This window comes from Gaoshiqia hydrogeniformans (genome assembly GCF_049347105.1).
GTDB lineage: Bacteria > Bacteroidota > Bacteroidia > Bacteroidales > Prolixibacteraceae > Gaoshiqia > Gaoshiqia hydrogeniformans.
This window is the reverse complement of sequence record NZ_CP186334.1, coordinates 4321348-4338603: the sequence shown is the minus strand read 5'-3', so window position 1 is coordinate 4338603 and position 17256 is coordinate 4321348. Positions and strand designations below refer to the sequence as shown.

The window sequence follows — 17256 nt, the reverse complement described above, 5'->3', positions numbered from 1 at the left end:
TTTGTCACTGCTATGACAGGTAAGTTTCATAAGAAATTAATACTGCTTCTGCTTGTTTTATTTCCCTTCGTTTTATATGCCCAACAGAAGCGGAAGGTCGATATTGAACAAGCCGATGTGATGCAATTCGATGAAAAAATCATCGCCAACGCCCACAGGTTGCTCGGCAATGTGATTATCCACCATAACAACGTGCGTATGTGGTGCGACAGCGCCTATTCTTATACCAACGTGAATATGGTAGATGCGTTTGGAAAAGTACACATCATCAAAGACGACACCCTCCACTTATATGCCAATTTTGTAAAATACAACGGCGATACCCGCTGGGCGCTGGCCCGCGGCGATGTCAGGTTGGTAAACAAATCGGTTGTATTAACCACTGACACCCTGAAGTTCGACATGAACAGGAATATCGGCTATTACGATTATTACGGAACGGTGAAGGACAGCGCCAATACGCTTTACAGCAAAATCGGCGAGTATTATACCAATCTCGACAAAGCCATCTTTAAAACTGAGGTGAAGGCTGTTACGCCAAGTTATACTTTAGTTTCAGACACCCTGATCTACAACCCGCAAACAGGTGTCGCCTCCATTGTGGGCCCGACCACCATTTACGACGAAAAAGACACACTCGACGCCACCTCGGGTTTTTACCATACCAAAACCGGTTACGCCGAATTGTATGAACGCCCGGTCATCCGGACCGAAGAGCAACATGTTGTAGCCGATTCCATTTTCTACAACAAAACTTCGGGCGACGGTTTGGCACTCGGGAATGCCAGCGTACATGATTTTAAAAACAAAATTATCGTCCGGGGAAATCATCTTGTTTACAACGATATTCAAAAAAATGCACTGGTAACCGATTCTGCCCACTTCCTGTTTTATTCGGAGAAAGATACGCTCTTTCTGCATGCCGATACGCTGAAGATGATTCCCGATACGATTCCCGACGAAAAGCAACTGTTGGCCTATTTCCGGGTAAAATTCTTCCGCGAGGATTTGCAGGGAAAATGTGATTCCCTGGTTTACTGGTCCAAAGACTCAACCATTCAACTCTTTCATGCCCCGGTGGTTTGGTCGGGCGCCAACCAAATGAGTTCGGAATACATGGAAGTGATCACAAAAGACAAGGAAAACCAGTTCATCGAAATGAAACGTTCGGCATTTATTATTTCTCAGGAAGATTCTGTCCGTTTCAATCAAATAAAGGGACGAAACATGACCGGTTTTATCCGAAGAAACGATCTCTATAAAATTGATGTTGACGGGAACGGGCAATCGCTCTATTATGCCCGTGATGATAACGGGCTGATCGGCTTAAATAAGGCTGAAAGCAGCAATATCCGCATCTCGCTGAAAGAAAGTAAGGTTAATAAAATTGCCTTTATTACTTCGCCCGACGGACAGTTGTTGCCCATACCGGACCTTATGGATGAAGACAAAACACTTCCGGGATTTATCTGGCTCGACGACATCCGGCCCAAATCAGTTTACGATATATTTATCAAAGAAAAATAGCAGGATCAATTGTCCTGCTATTCGTATCATTAATTGCCTGCTACAAATTAATACTCGTCTTCATTGAAGAAAAAGTCGTCTTTGCTCGGGTAATCCGGCCAAATATCTTCAATGCTTTCGTAGATTTCTCCTTCGTCCTCAATCTCTTGCAAGTTTTCAATCACCTCAAGGGGTGCTCCGGAGCGGATTGCATAGTCAATCAACTCATCTTTAGTTGCCGGCCAAGGGGCATCTTCCAGTTTTGATGCGAGTTCTAGTGTCCAGTACATATTCGAAGGTATTTTTAGTTTGATTTTCTTATGATTTGCGAATATATAAAAAAATACATCAAAATCGACAAAATATTTTAGCTACATTTTAACCTGAAATCCAGGGGGTTTCAGGCATGTTTTGATCACGGTTTATTTTCCGGCTCAGCACAAACAGGTAGTCTGAAAGCCGGTTTATGTATTTGATGAGATTCTGATCCACGTTAACTTGATCCGAAAGCTCGATAATGCGCCGCTCGGCACGCCGGCATACGGTCCGGGCAACATGCGCGTAAGCCGCCCCGGTGCTGCCTCCCGGTAAAATAAAGTGGTTCAGCTGGGGTAAAATTTCAAACATCTGATCCATTTCCTGTTCCAGCTGCTCAATATCCTTGTCGGTGCAGGGAATTCGTTCTTTTAAAGCCCCGGCATTTTCGCCGGTAGCCAACTGCGCGCCGATTACAAAAAGCGTTGATTGGATGTCGGCAAGTACCTTCTGTGCGCGTTCATCCACTTTGGTGGTCAGAATCAGACCGATATGGCTGTTCAACTCATCGACGGTACCATATGCTTCCAGGCGAATATCGTGTTTTTTTACCCTGTCTCCGCCAATCAGACCGGTGGTCCCGTCGTCGCCTGTTTTGGTATAAATACGTACTAATTTGGCCATCAATATACCGGGTTAGTGTTTACAATGTCAGATTCTATTTCCCCGTCTTTCAGCCGGATGATCCGATGGGCATGACGGGCAATATCTTCTTCGTGCGTTACAACAATCAAAGTATTGCCTTGTTTATGAATTTCCGAGAATAAATGCATGATTTCTTCTGAAGTTTTGGAATCCAGGTTCCCCGTTGGCTCGTCGGCCAGCAAGATAGCCGGATTATTAATCAGGGCACGTGCAACCGCCACCCGCTGACGTTGTCCTCCTGAAAGTTCATTCGGCTTATGCTCAACGCGGTCGGCCAGGCCTACATCGGCTAAAATTTTTTCCGCCCGGGCGTAACGCTGCTGTTTCTTCACGCCGGCATATACCAGCGGAAGCATCACATTCTCCAAAGCATTATTCCGGGGTAGCAGATTAAAGGTCTGAAATATAAACCCAATCTCCGAATTCCGGATCTCGGCCAGCTCGTCATCCGACAAGTGGCTCACATCTTTTCCGTTCAATTCATACCGTCCGCCGGTTGGCGTATCCAGGCAGCCAATCACATTCATCAAGGTCGATTTCCCCGAACCTGATGCGCCCATGATGGCAACATATTCTCCTTCGTTAATTTGCAAGCTTACCGACCGCAAAGCCCGGACAACCTGTGTGCCCACTTTGTAATTTTTAACGATCTCTGTTAACCTGATTACTTCTTTCATACGTGTAGTTTATTTGTTTGCAGGCTGTTTATATAATGGTCTGTCCATATCCGTTTCATTCAACTAAATTCTTCAGTAAATATAATCATATACACCGAAATTAAATTATCTGCACAACAAAAACAGGGCCATTTCAAAAACAGGCGAATCAATTAACAGGTTAATTTTTATCTTTGCTACATGCCTGAATATATTGATCAAGATATAAAATTCTTGCCTGGTGTTGGGCCTAAAAGAGCCGAGTTATTGAAAAAAGAACTCAGCATTTTCACCTTTCGCGATCTGTTGTATTATTTCCCGTACAAGTACATCGACCGGACCAAATTTCACCGTATCGCCGAAATACAGGCGCAACAACCGTACATTCAGGTTAAAGGTAAAATCAAATCGTTCGAAACAATCGGCGAATCGCGAAAACAACGGCTTACGGCGGTATTTTCCGATGAAACGGGGAGCCTCGACCTGGTTTGGTTTTCGGGCATAAAATACATTCGCGAAAATCTGAATACAGATAAAACCTATATCATCTTCGGAAAACCTTCGGTATTTAACGGACGGGTGAATATGATTCATCCGGAAGTGGAAAGCGCCGAAGGAGAACAAATTAATACGGGGGTCCTTCAGGCGTTTTACAATACCACCGAAACCCTGAAAAAGCGCTTTTTAAATACCCGTGCACTGAACAAACTTCAATATAACCTGGCTGTTGCCATCGAAGGAAAAGTTTATGAAACCCTTCCCCCTTATGTACGCGATAAGCTAAAATTATTGCCGCTGAGCCAATCGCTCAGGCAAATTCATTTTCCTGAAAATACGCAGCTCCTGCAAAAAGCGACCTTCCGGTTAAAGTTTGAAGAACTCTTTTACATTCAGCTCAAAATTCTGAGCCTGAAGCATAAACGGGAAGATGTATTCAAAGGATTTGTTTTTTCGAATATCGGGTACAATTTTAACCGGTTTTACGAAAACAACCTGCCTTTTGAACTGACCGGGGCCCAGAAAAAAGTTATCCGCGAAATACGCAAAGATTTGGGCTGCAGCAAACAAATGAACCGCTTGCTGCAAGGCGATGTAGGCAGCGGAAAAACCCTTGTTGCCTTAATGACCGCCCTGATTGCTTTCGACAATGGTTATCAGGCCAGCCTGATGGCGCCTACCGAAATTCTGGCCGTTCAGCATTACCAGACCATCAAAAAAATGTTGCATGGAATTGGCGTTAAAGTGGCCTTGTTAACCGGATCGACAAAAGTCAAAGAACGTAAAGTAATTCATGAGGGGATCGAATCGGGCGAAATACAACTGCTGATCGGGACGCATGCCCTGATTGAAGATGTGGTCAGTTTTCAAAAACTAGGGTTGGTCATTATTGATGAACAACACCGCTTTGGAGTAGCCCAACGTGCCAAACTTTGGAAAAAAAATTCCGGGATTCCCCCGCATGTGCTGGTAATGACGGCGACTCCGATTCCCCGCACACTGGCGATGACGCTTTACGGTGACCTGGATGTTTCGGTGATCGATGAACTGCCGCCCGGACGAAAACCCATCGAAACCCGCCATTTTTACGAAAACAGGCGCAAGGAAGTGTACCAGTTTACCCGACAGCAAATTGATGCAGGCCGACAGGCTTACATCGTTTACCCGCTGATCAGCGAATCGGAGAAACTGGACCTGAAAAACCTGGAAGACGGTTTTGAACTGCTGAAAGAAGTCTTTCCCCGCTATCAGCTCAGCATGGTTCACGGGCGGATGAAGCCGGCTGAAAAAGATCGTGAAATGCAATTATTCAAAGAAGGGAAAACACATATTTTGGTAGCAACAACGGTGATCGAAGTTGGTGTGGATGTGCCAAATGCTTCCTTGATGGTAATTGAAAGCGCCGAACGTTTCGGGCTTTCACAGCTTCACCAGTTACGCGGGCGGGTGGGCAGGGGCGCCGACCAGTCCTATTGCTTGCTGATGTCGTCGTATAAAATCAGTAACGAAAGCCGGAAAAGACTCGAAACCATGGTTCGCACCAACGATGGTTTCGAGATAGCCGAAGTTGACCTGCAATTGCGCGGTCCGGGCGATCTGGAAGGCACCCAGCAAAGCGGCCTGGGTATTAACCTGAACATTGCCAACCTGGGAAAAGACGGCGAAATACTCCGGATAGCCCGGGATTTTGCTTCGGATATCCTGAGCGACGACCCCAAACTGGAAAGACAAGAAAATCAACTGTTAATTTATCATTTGCAGCGAATGAAAAATACAGAATTCGACTGGAGTGTCATCAGTTGATATAAACTGCAACCCGGGTAAACATTTTGCAAAAAATGCAGATAAAAACAACCGGATCAGACTTGATATATATCAATTTTTTGACAACATATGCAATCGATTACACTGATATTTATCATACTGGATTTATGAAAATAAAACAACTCAAATCGCTATTATACAGTTCATTAATCAATCCAAAAGAAAACAACTTTATTTAAAATGAATATAAATAAGGATAAATGTTTTAAAAATGATTTAATGACATGAACAAGTATAGTAAACATCAATAGTTTTGCAGCGGAAAAAGCTTTGAAGCGAACGAATATGTCGGGAGAAATTACACACAAAGGGATCATTAAGAAGCTTTCAGATAAAAAGATCATTGTAGGCATTGTAAACGAATCTGCTTGTGCCTCTTGTCATGCCAAAGGGACCTGTACAGCTGCAGATATGAAAGACAAAGAAATTGAAATAGCACATTTCTCAGGCGATTTTCATGCAGGCCAGTATGTCCAGGTTATTGGGAAGACATCGCAGGGATTTAAAGCGTTGTTTTACGGTTACCTGTTACCTTTCGTCCTGCTGATGACGGTTCTGATCGTTGCTTCTGCCGTCACTGGTCATGAAGGCCTCAGCGGACTTTTAGCGCTCTCTGCGCTTCTCCCCTATTACCTGGTCCTTTATTTATTCCGAAATAAACTAAAACGAAGTTTCGAATTTGAAATCAAGCCATTATAATCATTAATTATGAGCATGACGATTGTTTATACGGTTATTACCTTGAGTGCAATCGGATCATTGGCAGCAGTGATCCTGTACTTTGTTGCTCAAAAATTTAAAGTATATGAAGATCCACGGATCGATGATGTAGAAGGCGCTTTGCCCGGAGCAAACTGTGGCGGATGCGGTTATGCCGGTTGCCGTGCTTTTGCCGAAGCCTGCGTAAAAGCTGACGATCTTTCATCCTTGTTTTGCCCTGTCGGGGGAAATGACTGCATGACCGGCGTAGCAGGAATCTTAGGCATGGAAGCCGTTGCCCAGGCACCCCGGGTGGCCGTTGTGCGCTGCAACGGAACCTGCGAATACCGCCCAAAAACAAATCAGTACGACGGGGCTTTATCCTGCGCCGTTGCCGCATCGCTTTACAGCGGCGATACCGGTTGCCAGTACGGTTGTTTGGGTTGCGGCGACTGCGTTGTTGCCTGCGACTTCGACGCCATACACATGAATCCGGAAACCGGCCTTCCCGAAGTGATTGACGATAAGTGCGTAGCCTGCGGCGCTTGTGTGGAAGCTTGTCCGAAAGACCTGATCGAATTGAGGAAAAAGGGACCGAAAGACCGTAAAATATACGTGGCCTGCCGCAACGAAGAAAAAGGCGGTATCGCCAAAAAATCATGCGAAGTAGCCTGCATCGGTTGTAGTAAGTGTTTCAAAGTTTGCGCATTCGACGCGATTACGATGGGAAATAACCTGGCATTTATCGATTCGGACAAATGTAAACTTTGCCGCAAATGTGTCACCGAGTGTCCGACAAATGCCATTATCGAGCTTAACTTCCCACCGCGAAAAATTAAGGAAGACCTTCCGGCAAAACCGGCAGAAAAGCAGGAAAAAGCAATTAGTCCAAAGACAGAAGCGACAGATAATATTCAACCAGATCATACTGAAAACAAATAAGGAGGCCAATCGTGTTAAAAACTTTTAAACTAGGAGGGGTTCATCCTGCTGAAAATAAGCTATCAGCAAACAAAGCCATCGAAAAGCTGGCTTTACCTAAAAGCGTCTTCATCCCCATTGCCCAACATATTGGAGCACCGGCGCAAGCCATAGTAAAAAAAGGCGATCAGGTAAAGGTCGGGCAAATTATTGCTCAGGCCGGCGGGTTTGTGTCAGCCAACATCCATTCATCCGTTTCGGGAACCGTAAAAAAAGTTGATTTGGGCACCGATGCATCCGGCTATCCGAAAATGGGTGTTTTTATTGACGTGGAAGGCGATGAATGGGAAGAACATATTATCACCAACAACGAATTGGTTGAAAATTTCGAGGCCGACAGTAAAGCGATTATCGACAAAATAAATGCTGCCGGCGTAGTGGGTATGGGCGGGGCAACCTTCCCCACGCATGTCAAACTGGTACCACCACAGGGCATGAAAGCCGGGATGCTGATTATCAATGGCGTTGAATGCGAACCTTACCTCACGTCTGACCATCGGGTAATGCTGGAAAAGGGTAAAGAAGTGATGGTTGGCGTCCGGCTACTGATGTGCGCCTTACAGGTAAATAAAGCGTATATCGGCATCGAAAACAATAAAAAAGACGCGATTGCCCACCTGAAAGGGCTGGCACCGACAGACGGTTCGGTTGAAATCGTTCCGCTGAAAGTAAAATATCCGCAAGGAGGCGAAAAACAACTCATCAAGGCAATCACCGGGCGCGAAGTGCCGTCGGGCGCGTTGCCAATTGCCGTTGGCGCCGTGGTAAGTAATGTAGGAACAGCCTTTGCTGTTTACGAAGCCGTCCAAAAAAATAAACCGCTGATTGAGCGGGTTGTGACTATCACCGGAAAATCGGTTCAAAAACCTTCCAACTTTCTGGTTCGTATCGGAACCCCGGTTCAGGAATTAATTGATGCAGCCGGCGGTTTACCGGAAGACACCGGGAAGATCATCAGCGGCGGGCCAATGATGGGAAAAGCCGTTGCCTCAACCGATATCCCCGTCACAAAAGGAACATCCGGGATTACCATCATGCAGGCGCCGGAAGCCAAACGTAAGCCGATGCAAAACTGTATTCGCTGCGGACGCTGTGTTACAGTATGCCCGATGGGATTGGAGCCCTATTACCTGATGACTGTTTCTGATAAACAAATTTGGGAGAATGCTGAAAACAGCCGGGTCATGGATTGTATTGAATGTGGCTCGTGCAGTTACACCTGCCCCGCCGACCGTCCCCTGCTCGACTATATCCGACTGGGAAAAAACAAAGTGGGCCAAATCATCCGTAACCGAAAAAAATAACCGGATTTTCATAAAACGAAACAAACAATTCAGTGTTAATTCAGAATAATCAAAAATGAGTAAACTGCTAACGATATCACCTTCACCGCATGTTCACACCAGCGACTCGGTGAATAAGATCATGTACCGGGTTATCCTGGCCTTGTTGCCGGCGTTGGTCTGGTCGGTATTCATGTTTGGGCTGGATGCAGTCAGGGTTACCTTACTGTCTGTTGTGGCCTGCATGGCTTTCGAATACCTGATTCAGCGTTTCATCATGAAAACAGAACCCAAAATAACCGACGGTTCTGCTGCCTTGACCGGCATTCTGCTGGCATTTAACGTTCCGGCCTCAATCCCGGGCTGGATTATTGTTACCGGGGCCCTGGTTGCCATCGGCGTCGGAAAAATGTCGTTTGGCGGGTTAGGAAGCAATCCGTTTAACCCGGCATTGGTTGGCCGCGTGTTTCTGTTGATTTCCTTCCCGGTTCAAATGACCAGCTGGCCGGTTAACCTGAACCAGCAGGCCGCCGTTGACGCTTTAACCACAGCCACCCCGCTGGGCCTTTTAAAAGAAGGCGTTAAAAACGGTCAGCCGGTGAGCGAGCTGATGTCCGGTCTGCCATCCGCGACGGACCTGCTTTACGGAAACATGTCCGGTTCGTTGGGCGAAATTTCGGCCCTGCTGCTGCTGCTCGGATTTGGCTACCTACTATGGAAAAAAGTAATTACCTGGCACATCCCCGTTTTTCTGCTGGGAAGCATGTTTGTATTCCAGGGTATTCTGTGGCTGGTCAACCCCGAAAAATTCATCGAACCGGTATTTCATTTACTTACCGGCGGCGCTATGCTGGGAGCAATTTACATGGCGACCGATATGGTCACCTCGCCCATGTCGCACCGCGGACAGTTTATTTTTGCCCTCGGCATTGGGGTAATCACCATCCTGATCCGGAATTTCGGCGCATATCCCGAAGGCATTTCTTTCGCCATCCTAATTATGAACGGTTTTACGCCGCTGATAAACGCATACGTGAAACCTAAACGCTTTGGAGGAACCAGGTAATGGCCGGAAAAAAATCGACATTCTTAAGCATGGTATTGACCTTATTTTTGGTCTCTTTCCTGTCTGCATCTATTTTAGGTTTTGTACACAACCTGACGAAAGAAGCCATTGATGCAGCAAAACTAAAAGCACAAAACGACGCGATAAAGAGCATCTTGCCCGATTTTGCAGAACTTGGCGCCGCCTGGAAAGCCACTCCTTCAGAAGGAGGCGATAGCCTGGTGTTTTTCCCGGCATTCGACAGTTCGCACGAATTGGTGGGCATCGCTGTAAAAACATACTCGAAAAACGGCTTTGGCGGATTAATCCAGGTCATGGTCGGATTTCAACCCGACGGCGCCATCAGCGGGTACCAGGTGCTCGAACACAAAGAAACACCCGGTTTGGGGTCAAAAATGGATACCTGGTTCAACAATCCGGAAAAAACCGGCCAGAACATTATCGGTAAAAATCCTGAAACGACGAAGCTTCTGGTGAGTAAAGACGGTGGTGAGGTAGATGCAATTACCGCATCGACGATTACATCCCGGGCCTTTTTGGAATCCGTCCGGCGGGCCTACGAAACCTATCAGGCATCCGCCCCTGAAAAAACAGAGGAGAATCCCATTTCGCAACATGAAGAAACAGAAGGAGGTGCATTATGAATCAATGGAATAACTTCACAAAAGGATTTTTAAAAGAGAATCCCATTTTTGTTTTGCTTCTGGGGATGTGCCCTACCCTTGGTGTTACATCTTCGGCCATCAACGGATTAGGCATGGGCCTGGCCACAACCTTTGTATTGCTGATGGCAAACATCGTGGTTTCGATGGTAAAAAATGTCATTCCGGATAAAGTCCGAATCCCGAGTTTTATTGTTATTATCGCCTCCTTTGTTACCGTAGTCGAATTGTCGATGCAAGCTTATCTGCCTGAGCTGTTCAAAAGCCTGGGTTTATTTATCCCCCTGATTGTGGTTAACTGCATCGTTTTAGGACGCGCGGAAGCGTTTGCATCGAAAAATAACGTGATTTCTTCAGCCATCGACGGTTTAAGCATGGGACTCGGTTTTTCCATGGCCTTAACCATCCTGGGTGCCATTCGCGAATTTCTGGGAAGCGGAAAAATCTTTGGTCTGGCAGTTTATCCAGAAGACTACGGCATGTTACTTTTTGTCCTGGCTCCCGGGGCATTCATTGTACTTGGCTATCTGATTGCCATTTCCAATAAAATCAAAAAAAGCATAGGAGAATAACGCATGGAATACATCATCATTATTATATCAGCTGTTTTTGTCAATAACATTGTATTGACCCAGTTTTTGGGCGTTTGTCCGTTTCTGGGTGTTTCAAAACGAATCTCAACAGCGGTGGGCATGGCCGGGGCTGTTACCTTTGTGATGGTACTGGCAACCATTGTCACCTACCTGATTCAACTGTACATTCTCAACCCATTCAAAATCGGTTATCTGCAAACCATTTCATTTATCCTGGTTATTGCATCGTTGGTTCAGCTGGTCGAAATTATCCTGAAAAAAGTGAGCCCGGCCCTGTACCAGGCGCTTGGCGTATTTTTGCCACTGATTACCACTAACTGTGCCATCCTGGGGGTAGCTATCCTAACCATCCAGAAAGAATTTAACTTAATGGAGGGGGTTGTGTTTGCCGTCAGCAACGCCGTGGGTTTTGGACTGGCGCTGGTACTTTTTGCCGGATTGCGTGAACACCTCGATTTGATTGATGTACCCAAAGGATTAAAAGGAACTCCGATCGCGCTCATTGTTGCCGGCATTTTGGCTATGGCATTTATGGGTTTTAGCGGATTGGTGTAGTCAACAACCATACCATTTTCCGATACTCGCAAAGGCAACCCGCAAGGTTGCCTTTTGTATTTTTACAGATACATGTCAATTGACTGATTTCCCGCGATGGCGTAACCAACAATGCTGATTTTCGGGACCAATCCGATGTTTATGGATGATAATGCATGGCCTGAATTACACCAGATTTATAAAGTCAGGCAAATAACCTGTTTTTCTTCTCCGATACTTTTTCATTTCTTTTTCTGATTGTCCATGACAGGAAATTAGAGTTGACATCAAAAATAGGAGTCATGCAAGGTCAAAGTCAGAAATATTTTTCTAAAAGCGATTTCCCTGGTTTAGTCGGATAATAGTGAAAAAAAATTAGTTTTGCAGGTAGCAAGTTAATTCTGAGCACATGGAGAAAACTTCTGTCATTTCATTAAAAAATGTGGATATTTTCCAGCAGGACCACCTCGTTTTGGAAAATGTAAATCTTGAAATCAAAAGCGGAGAATGGGTCTACCTGATTGGCAAAGTCGGCAGCGGTAAGTCGAGCCTGATCCACCTGTTAAATGCCGAGTTGGATTTTTACTCGGGCGAAGCGCTGGTCGCCGGGTATAACCTGGCCCGCATCAAGCGATCGGAAGTTCCGTTTTTGCGCCGGAAGCTGGGCGTGGTGTTTCAGGATTTTCGACTGCTCACCGACCGGACTGTTTATGCCAACCTGGAATTTGTATTGAAAGCCACCGGGTGGAAGCAGGAAAAAGCGATTGGAAGCCGGATCCTGGAGGTTATGGACCGCGTTGGGATGCTGAATAAACTGAAAAGCATGCCTCATGAACTATCGGGCGGCGAACAGCAACGGGTGGTTATTGCACGGGCTTTGCTGAATAATCCGGATATTATCCTGGCCGACGAACCTACCGGAAACCTGGACCCCGATACATCGAACGATTTAATGCAAATTTTTAAAGAAATTAACGGGCAGGGAAAAACCATTGTGATGGCTACTCACGACTACCTGTTGCTGAATAAATTTCCTTCGCGCACCTTGATCTGTGCCGACCGGCAGATGACCGACTCGTCCAAAGCTGCTGAAGAAGTTGATTTTGCTGAATTGATGGATAATTAAAAAAATGTTTTAAAGAAACCATACAGTCTCTTTAAAACATCTTCGTCCCGGGATTTAACTACTCGACAATAGCTTCGATTGAATCGGGAACAGCAACTGCTGTTGAATCAACAACTATTGAATCAGCAACAATTTCTTCCACTGCGTCCATTTCGGTTTCAGCTTCTTTTGCAGTTTCTTTACCGGCCTGAGCGCCGCAAGCAGCCATCAGTGCTACAATACCAACTAAAAAAATCAACTTTTTCATAACAAAATAGGGTTTAACTTTTGTGTGAAAGCCAGAATTGACTTCCTTTGTGCTGCAAATTTATGCAAAAGGATGATTCGTTATTTGCACCTTGTTCGTAATTTTCGAGAAATGATATCATAAATTAACAAAACAAGTATAAAAATTAATATTTGTCTTTGTAATGAGTGTGAATACGAGCAATCTATATCAAAAAAAATCAATTTATGGTTCGTTTTGAAGAAAATTATTCTCTGAAGAAATACAATACCTTTGGACTGGATATTAAAGCCCGTTACTTTTTTGAATTTACCGAGGCTGAAGATTTACCCCTCTTTTTAAACTCTTTTGAAAAATGGACCGAATTGCCTTTGCTCTTCCTGGGGGGAGGGAGCAATTTATTGTTTGTAAACGATTTTGAGGGATTGGTCATTCATGCCCATGTGCCCGGAATCAGCCGGTTGCGCGAAGACCGGAACCAGGTATGGCTGGAAGTTGGCGCCGGTGAGACTTGGGATGACTTTGTTGCTTATTGTGTCAGTCAATCGTTTTTCGGCATCGAAAATCTGTCGCTGATCCCCGGAAATGTGGGAGCAGCGCCGGTTCAAAATATTGGCGCTTACGGCGTCGAAGTGCAGGATTTTGTTGTGCAGGTAAATGGCTTCGACCTGCAAACCTTCAGCGAATACGCGATTCCGGCAGAAGAATGCCGTTTCGCCTACCGCGACAGTATTTTCAAGAACGACTTGAAAGGCCGTTTCGTGGTCACCTCGGTGGTTTTTTGCCTGGATAAATTTGCCGGGTACAAGCTGGGTTACGGCGACCTGAAAGCAGAAGTTGAAAAACAGGGAGGAGAAAGCCTGCACCACATCCGCCAGGCGGTGATCGCGATCCGCGAATCCAAATTGCCCGATCCCGGTTTATTGGGCAATGCCGGGAGTTTCTTTAAAAACCCGGTCGTCGATCAGGAACTGGCCGAAAAACTGAAAGCTGCTTTCCCGTCGATGCCTGTTTACCCGGCTGGTGAAGGAAAATCAAAACTGGCAGCCGGCTGGCTTATCGATCAGTGCGGCTGGAAAGGCTTTCGCGAAGGGGATACCGGGGTGCACGAAAAACAGGCCCTCGTGCTGGTGAATTACGGAAATGCCAGCGGTGAGGATTTGTACCGGCTATCGGTGAAAATCAGGGAATCGGTGCACGGGCGCTTCGGTATCAATCTCGAGCCGGAGGTGAATGTGTTGGGCGCCTGACCAAAAATCAACTCAATTTTATTTTTCTGAATGTTAAATTTTGAACAATCGGGGCAGGTTTGAGTTTTAATCTGTCGAAGAATGTCTTGATTTAGCATTTGTGTTGATATTTTACAGGTATAATATAAAGAATTTTGCAGCCGGCGCGCTTTTTGTTTTGATGGGAATGCTCATTGTAAACAATGCCGTTTTTATGCATGCCCACATCCTCGGTAACGGGCAGGTGGTGGTGCATGCCCACCCCTACAACAAAAGCCAGGATGCCGCTCCTTTCAAAAAACATCAACACTCTGCACCCGAATTCATTCAGCTTTCGCAGTTGCAACTTCTTTTTTTGGTTTCCCTTTTTGTTGCGGTATTAACTGCATATTCGCGGCCTGTTCATTTCGGTTGCAAACAATTCAGATACGATCAGTCGTTTTACGGCCGCCGGCAAGGGCGCTCTCCCCCTTTGTAAATCAGATAAATAAATTAGCCTGTATTTTTAGCCTTACCTGATTATGCTGTCTTTTTGGACATCGATCTATCGCTAAGCGGTGTTTACCCTGCCAATCCCGTTAGGTACAATACCGTAGCTCCGGCTGATCCGGGTCCCTGCGGGTTTTGCGGGGACTTCAATTAATTTGATTTGAAAATATCAAACGACAAACAACACGATATCATGAAACACATCATCAATTTGACCACCTCAATATTACTTTTTTTTCTACTGACAACTACCGGCTATACGCAGAAGCTAAAAACCGATGCGAACCTGATCGGCGACGTTCTGTGCAATGGCGAACATGTTCCGTTTATTAACGTCACCATCGACGGAACGACCATCGGGACCACAACCGATGCCACGGGACATTTTCAACTCGTTAACCTTCCGGCAGGCGAGTTAACGGTCAGGGTGAGCGGTGTCGGGTATAAAACTTCCGCAAAAACGATCCGGACGGAGGCCAACAAAACCCTGGAAGTCAGGTTTGAAATAAAAGAAGATTTTTTAAACATCGAAGGTGTTGTGGTGACCGCCGACCGCAACCGGACCAACCGGGCCGAAGCTCCGGTAGTTGTTACAACCATCTCGCCCAAACTGATGAGTATGACGCAATCGGTAAACATTGCCGAGGGCCTATCGTTTTCTCCGGGCCTGCGTACCGAAACCGATTGCCAGAATTGCGGTTTTACCCAACTACGCATGAACGGGATGGAGGGGCCCTATACGCAGATCCTGATGAACAGCCGTCCGGTATTTAGCGGCTTGGCAGGCGTTTACGGGCTCGAAATGATCCCGGCCAATATGGTGGAACGCCTGGAGGTTGTGCGTGGAGGAGGCTCCGCCCTTTTCGGAGGGAATGCCATTGCCGGGACGGTGAATATAATTACCAAGGAACCGGTCAGGAATACCTTTTTAGTTGACGGACGTATAGCCGCCCTGGGTATCGGCGATGGCAGCGAATCTTCGGCTGACGGACAACTTAACCTCAATGCATCGGTGATTGCCGACAACCGGAAAACCGGCGGTTACCTTTATTCTATGCTTCGCAACCGGGGTTCCCACGATCTGAACGACGATGGGTTCAGCGAACTGGTAGAAATGAAAAATACAACCTTTGGTTTCAGCCTGTTTCATAAGCCGGGAGAAAAAAGCAAAATCACGCTCGACGGCTACCGGATCAGCGAATACCGTCGCGGAGGAAATAAACTGGATTATCTCCCGCATGAGGCGGATATTGCCGAGCAGCTTGATCATTTAATTTCAGGAGCGAACCTTTCCTATGATTTATTCACAAACGGAAGTTACGATAAACTGACTGTTTACGCGTCGGCCCAGCATGTGGCGCGCGATTCGTATTACGGCGCCCGGCAGGACGCGAATGCCTATGGCGACACGAAAAACCTGACATCTTCGTTTGGCGCGCATTATGGGTTCAGTTCTTCCCGCTTTCTGTTCGCGCCCTCATCAACGATTTTCGGAACCGACCATACCACAGATTACCTGCATGATGTGAAACTGGGTGCGGGTGGCCAGGAAAATACAACATTAACCCGGCAGGCCGTGAATACCCTGGGATCTTTTGTTCAGCACGACTGGAAGTCGGAAAAGGTAAACCTTTCGCTGGGACTACGGTACGATTACTACCGGATCAACGACCGCGAAAGCGATGCCGACCTGAGCAATCATGTCCTGGTCCCCAGGGCGAGCATCCTGTACAAACTGAATCCCGATTTGCGCTTCAGGCTGGGCTATGCACAAGGTTACCGGGCACCGCAGGTTTTCAACGAAGACCTGCATATCGAACTGGTGAATGCGACGCGCGTTGTGACCTTTAACTCCGAAAACCTGAAACAGGAAACCTCTCACGCATTTACAGCATCGGTAAATTCGGTTTTCTCACTGGTAAATACTTATAACGACTTTTTGGCCGAAGGGTTTTATACCCGCTTGAAAGATCCGTTTTCGAATGAGTTTTACCCGCTTGACGACGAGGGAAACTTTGCCTACATGCGGGTAAATGCCGACGACGGCGCTTATGTGGCCGGCCTTAACCTGGAATGGAAATCGTTTATTTCGGAGAAGCTGGAAACACAAGTGGGCTTTACCGTTCAACAAAGCCGTTATGAGTCGGCCCAGGCCTGGGGCGAAAACGAAGAAAGCGTGACGAAAGATTTTGTGCGTACGCCCAAGCGCTACGGCTATGCCACTTTTATCTGGAAACCCAGCCATCATTTCAATACCAGCCTCTCGTTCAACTATACCGGCACGATGGATGTCCCTCACTTTGGACTGAATCCTGACAACTTTGAGGGCGAGGAAAGGCAGCTGGTAGTGGACGCCATCAGCCGGGGCAACATCATTGACGGAGAGCAACTGAAAAAAACGAATCATTTTTTAGTCACCGACCTCTTGCTGTCGTACGACATTCATTTTACAAATGAAACCGGAATCCAGTTTTATGCCGGGGTGAAAAATATTTTCAACCGGATGCAGAACGATTACGACCGCGGCGTATACCGCGATGCAGGCTATATTTACGGGCCGTCTCAGCCCCGGACCATCAACATCGGGGTGAAATTCGGGAACCTGTTCTGACTGAAGAATCAGCTTCAAATATGCTGATTTTGCTGATAACCGAACCGTGACGGTAAAATAAATACCAATAAGGTCTTTTTCCTGTCGGGTTGAAATGATAACTTTAATGCCGCTAATAAATAGGAACATGAGCGGCGTGCAGCGCCCAGCGATTGTTCAATAAATAGGAACATGAGCGGCGTGCAGCGCCCAGCGATTGTTCCCGGTTGAACTACACCCGCTGGGCTGAGGGCTATGCACTTATTGAAGGTTTTTATTGGATTTCACAGATAGAATGGGCAGGAAAGAGCCCGACGTTCATTGACATGTTGCA

The 17256-nt window shown here is 46.4% G+C and carries 17 protein-coding genes; 13 read left to right on the top strand and 4 right to left on the bottom strand.

Translation table 11 applies throughout. The annotated features are described in order from the left end of the window. Positions 1–12: 12 nt before the first annotated feature. A complete protein-coding gene (locus ACOIT5_RS17235) occupies positions 13–1527 on the top strand; it encodes an OstA-like protein (RefSeq protein ID WP_423127401.1) in 1515 nt (504 codons plus the stop codon). 47 nt (positions 1528–1574) lie between these two features. On the opposite strand, the gene ACOIT5_RS17230 is transcribed toward ACOIT5_RS17235, so the two are convergent. The 3 genes from ACOIT5_RS17230 to ACOIT5_RS17220 form a co-directional block, all read right to left on the bottom strand. Beyond that, complete coding sequence (locus tag ACOIT5_RS17230) at positions 1575–1796, bottom strand: DUF2795 domain-containing protein (RefSeq protein ID WP_294593799.1); 222 nt, start codon at positions 1794–1796, stop codon at positions 1575–1577. Positions 1797–1884: 88 nt separating this feature from the next. Continuing rightward, positions 1885–2445: a cob(I)yrinic acid a,c-diamide adenosyltransferase gene (locus tag ACOIT5_RS17225; RefSeq protein ID WP_423127400.1), complete on the bottom strand. Its 561-nt coding sequence runs from the start codon at positions 2443–2445 to the stop codon at positions 1885–1887. After that, positions 2445–3143: an ABC transporter ATP-binding protein gene (locus tag ACOIT5_RS17220; protein WP_423127399.1), complete on the bottom strand. Its 699-nt coding sequence runs from the start codon at positions 3141–3143 to the stop codon at positions 2445–2447. Before ACOIT5_RS17220 ends, ACOIT5_RS17225 begins: the two co-directional genes overlap by 1 nt. 180 nt (positions 3144–3323) lie before the next feature. Here ACOIT5_RS17220 and recG point away from each other — a divergent pair, with 180 nt between their 5' ends. The 9 genes from recG (at position 3324) to ACOIT5_RS17175 (ending at position 12388) form a co-directional block, all read left to right on the top strand. Then, the gene (gene recG / locus ACOIT5_RS17215) at positions 3324–5423 is read left to right on the top strand and encodes an ATP-dependent DNA helicase RecG (RefSeq protein WP_423127398.1); all 2100 of its coding nucleotides are present in this window, start codon (positions 3324–3326) and stop codon (positions 5421–5423) included. A 291-nt stretch (positions 5424–5714) separates the two neighbouring features. After that, positions 5715–6143, top strand: coding sequence for a SoxR reducing system RseC family protein (locus ACOIT5_RS17210; protein WP_423127397.1), 429 nt, complete (start codon positions 5715–5717; stop codon positions 6141–6143). Positions 6144–6152: 9 nt separating this feature from the next. Beyond that, positions 6153–7085: a Fe-S cluster domain-containing protein gene (locus ACOIT5_RS17205; RefSeq protein ID WP_423127396.1), complete on the top strand. Its 933-nt coding sequence runs from the start codon at positions 6153–6155 to the stop codon at positions 7083–7085. An 11-nt stretch (positions 7086–7096) separates the two neighbouring features. Then, the gene (gene rsxC, locus ACOIT5_RS17200; RefSeq protein WP_423127395.1) at positions 7097–8428 is read left to right on the top strand and encodes an electron transport complex subunit RsxC; all 1332 of its coding nucleotides are present in this window, start codon (positions 7097–7099) and stop codon (positions 8426–8428) included. Positions 8429–8483: 55 nt separating this feature from the next. After that, a complete protein-coding gene (locus tag ACOIT5_RS17195) occupies positions 8484–9473 on the top strand; it encodes an RnfABCDGE type electron transport complex subunit D (RefSeq protein WP_423127394.1) in 990 nt (329 codons plus the stop codon). A 29-nt stretch (positions 9474–9502) separates the two neighbouring features. Further along, the gene (locus tag ACOIT5_RS17190; RefSeq protein ID WP_423127393.1) at positions 9503–10117 is read left to right on the top strand and encodes an RnfABCDGE type electron transport complex subunit G; all 615 of its coding nucleotides are present in this window, start codon (positions 9503–9505) and stop codon (positions 10115–10117) included. Further along, entirely contained in the window at positions 10114–10707 is a 594-nt protein-coding gene (gene rsxE, locus ACOIT5_RS17185) for an electron transport complex subunit RsxE (protein WP_423127392.1), read from the top strand. Before ACOIT5_RS17190 ends, rsxE begins: the two co-directional genes overlap by 4 nt. 3 nt (positions 10708–10710) lie before the next feature. After that, positions 10711–11283, top strand: a complete 573-nt coding sequence (rsxA, locus tag ACOIT5_RS17180; protein WP_423127391.1) for an electron transport complex subunit RsxA — start codon at positions 10711–10713, stop codon at positions 11281–11283. A gap of 388 nt (positions 11284–11671) precedes the next feature. Next, positions 11672–12388: a cell division ATP-binding protein FtsE gene (locus ACOIT5_RS17175; RefSeq protein ID WP_423127390.1), complete on the top strand. Its 717-nt coding sequence runs from the start codon at positions 11672–11674 to the stop codon at positions 12386–12388. 58 nt (positions 12389–12446) lie between these two features. Here ACOIT5_RS17175 and ACOIT5_RS17170 read toward each other — a convergent pair whose 3' ends face one another. Next, on the bottom strand, positions 12447–12635 hold the full coding sequence (locus ACOIT5_RS17170) for a hypothetical protein (RefSeq protein ID WP_423127389.1): 189 nt from the start codon (positions 12633–12635) through the stop codon (positions 12447–12449). Between the two features lie 206 nt (positions 12636–12841). Between ACOIT5_RS17170 and murB the strand changes: the two genes are divergently transcribed. The 3 genes from murB (at position 12842) to ACOIT5_RS17155 (ending at position 16943) form a co-directional block, all read left to right on the top strand. Then, positions 12842–13864: a UDP-N-acetylmuramate dehydrogenase gene (gene murB, locus ACOIT5_RS17165; RefSeq protein WP_423127388.1), complete on the top strand. Its 1023-nt coding sequence runs from the start codon at positions 12842–12844 to the stop codon at positions 13862–13864. A gap of 100 nt (positions 13865–13964) precedes the next feature. After that, positions 13965–14321, top strand: coding sequence for a hypothetical protein (locus ACOIT5_RS17160; protein ID WP_423127387.1), 357 nt, complete (start codon positions 13965–13967; stop codon positions 14319–14321). 171 nt (positions 14322–14492) lie between these two features. Next, the gene (locus tag ACOIT5_RS17155; protein WP_423127386.1) at positions 14493–16943 is read left to right on the top strand and encodes a TonB-dependent receptor; all 2451 of its coding nucleotides are present in this window, start codon (positions 14493–14495) and stop codon (positions 16941–16943) included. The last annotated feature ends 313 nt before the right edge of the window (positions 16944–17256 follow it).

Excerpts from the sequence above, each read along its gene's own strand:
- ACOIT5_RS17175 (WP_423127390.1), top strand. The coding sequence starts at position 11,672 with ATGGAGAAAACTTCTGTCATTTCATTAAAAAATGTGGATATTTTCCAG.
- rsxA (WP_423127391.1), top strand. The coding sequence starts at position 10,711 with ATGGAATACATCATCATTATTATATCAGCTGTTTTTGTCAATAACATT.
- ACOIT5_RS17225 (WP_423127400.1), bottom strand. The coding sequence starts at position 2,445 with ATGGCCAAATTAGTACGTATTTATACCAAAACAGGCGACGACGGGACC.
- ACOIT5_RS17170 (WP_423127389.1), bottom strand. The coding sequence starts at position 12,635 with ATGAAAAAGTTGATTTTTTTAGTTGGTATTGTAGCACTGATGGCTGCT.
- rsxE (WP_423127392.1), top strand. The coding sequence starts at position 10,114 with ATGAATCAATGGAATAACTTCACAAAAGGATTTTTAAAAGAGAATCCC.
- recG (WP_423127398.1), top strand. The coding sequence starts at position 3,324 with ATGCCTGAATATATTGATCAAGATATAAAATTCTTGCCTGGTGTTGGG.
- ACOIT5_RS17195 (WP_423127394.1), top strand. The coding sequence starts at position 8,484 with ATGAGTAAACTGCTAACGATATCACCTTCACCGCATGTTCACACCAGC.
- ACOIT5_RS17205 (WP_423127396.1), top strand. The coding sequence starts at position 6,153 with ATGAGCATGACGATTGTTTATACGGTTATTACCTTGAGTGCAATCGGA.
- murB (WP_423127388.1), top strand. The coding sequence starts at position 12,842 with ATGGTTCGTTTTGAAGAAAATTATTCTCTGAAGAAATACAATACCTTT.
- ACOIT5_RS17230 (WP_294593799.1), bottom strand. The coding sequence starts at position 1,796 with ATGTACTGGACACTAGAACTCGCATCAAAACTGGAAGATGCCCCTTGG.
- ACOIT5_RS17220 (WP_423127399.1), bottom strand. The coding sequence starts at position 3,143 with ATGAAAGAAGTAATCAGGTTAACAGAGATCGTTAAAAATTACAAAGTG.
- ACOIT5_RS17190 (WP_423127393.1), top strand. The coding sequence starts at position 9,503 with ATGGTATTGACCTTATTTTTGGTCTCTTTCCTGTCTGCATCTATTTTA.
- ACOIT5_RS17235 (WP_423127401.1), top strand. The coding sequence starts at position 13 with ATGACAGGTAAGTTTCATAAGAAATTAATACTGCTTCTGCTTGTTTTA.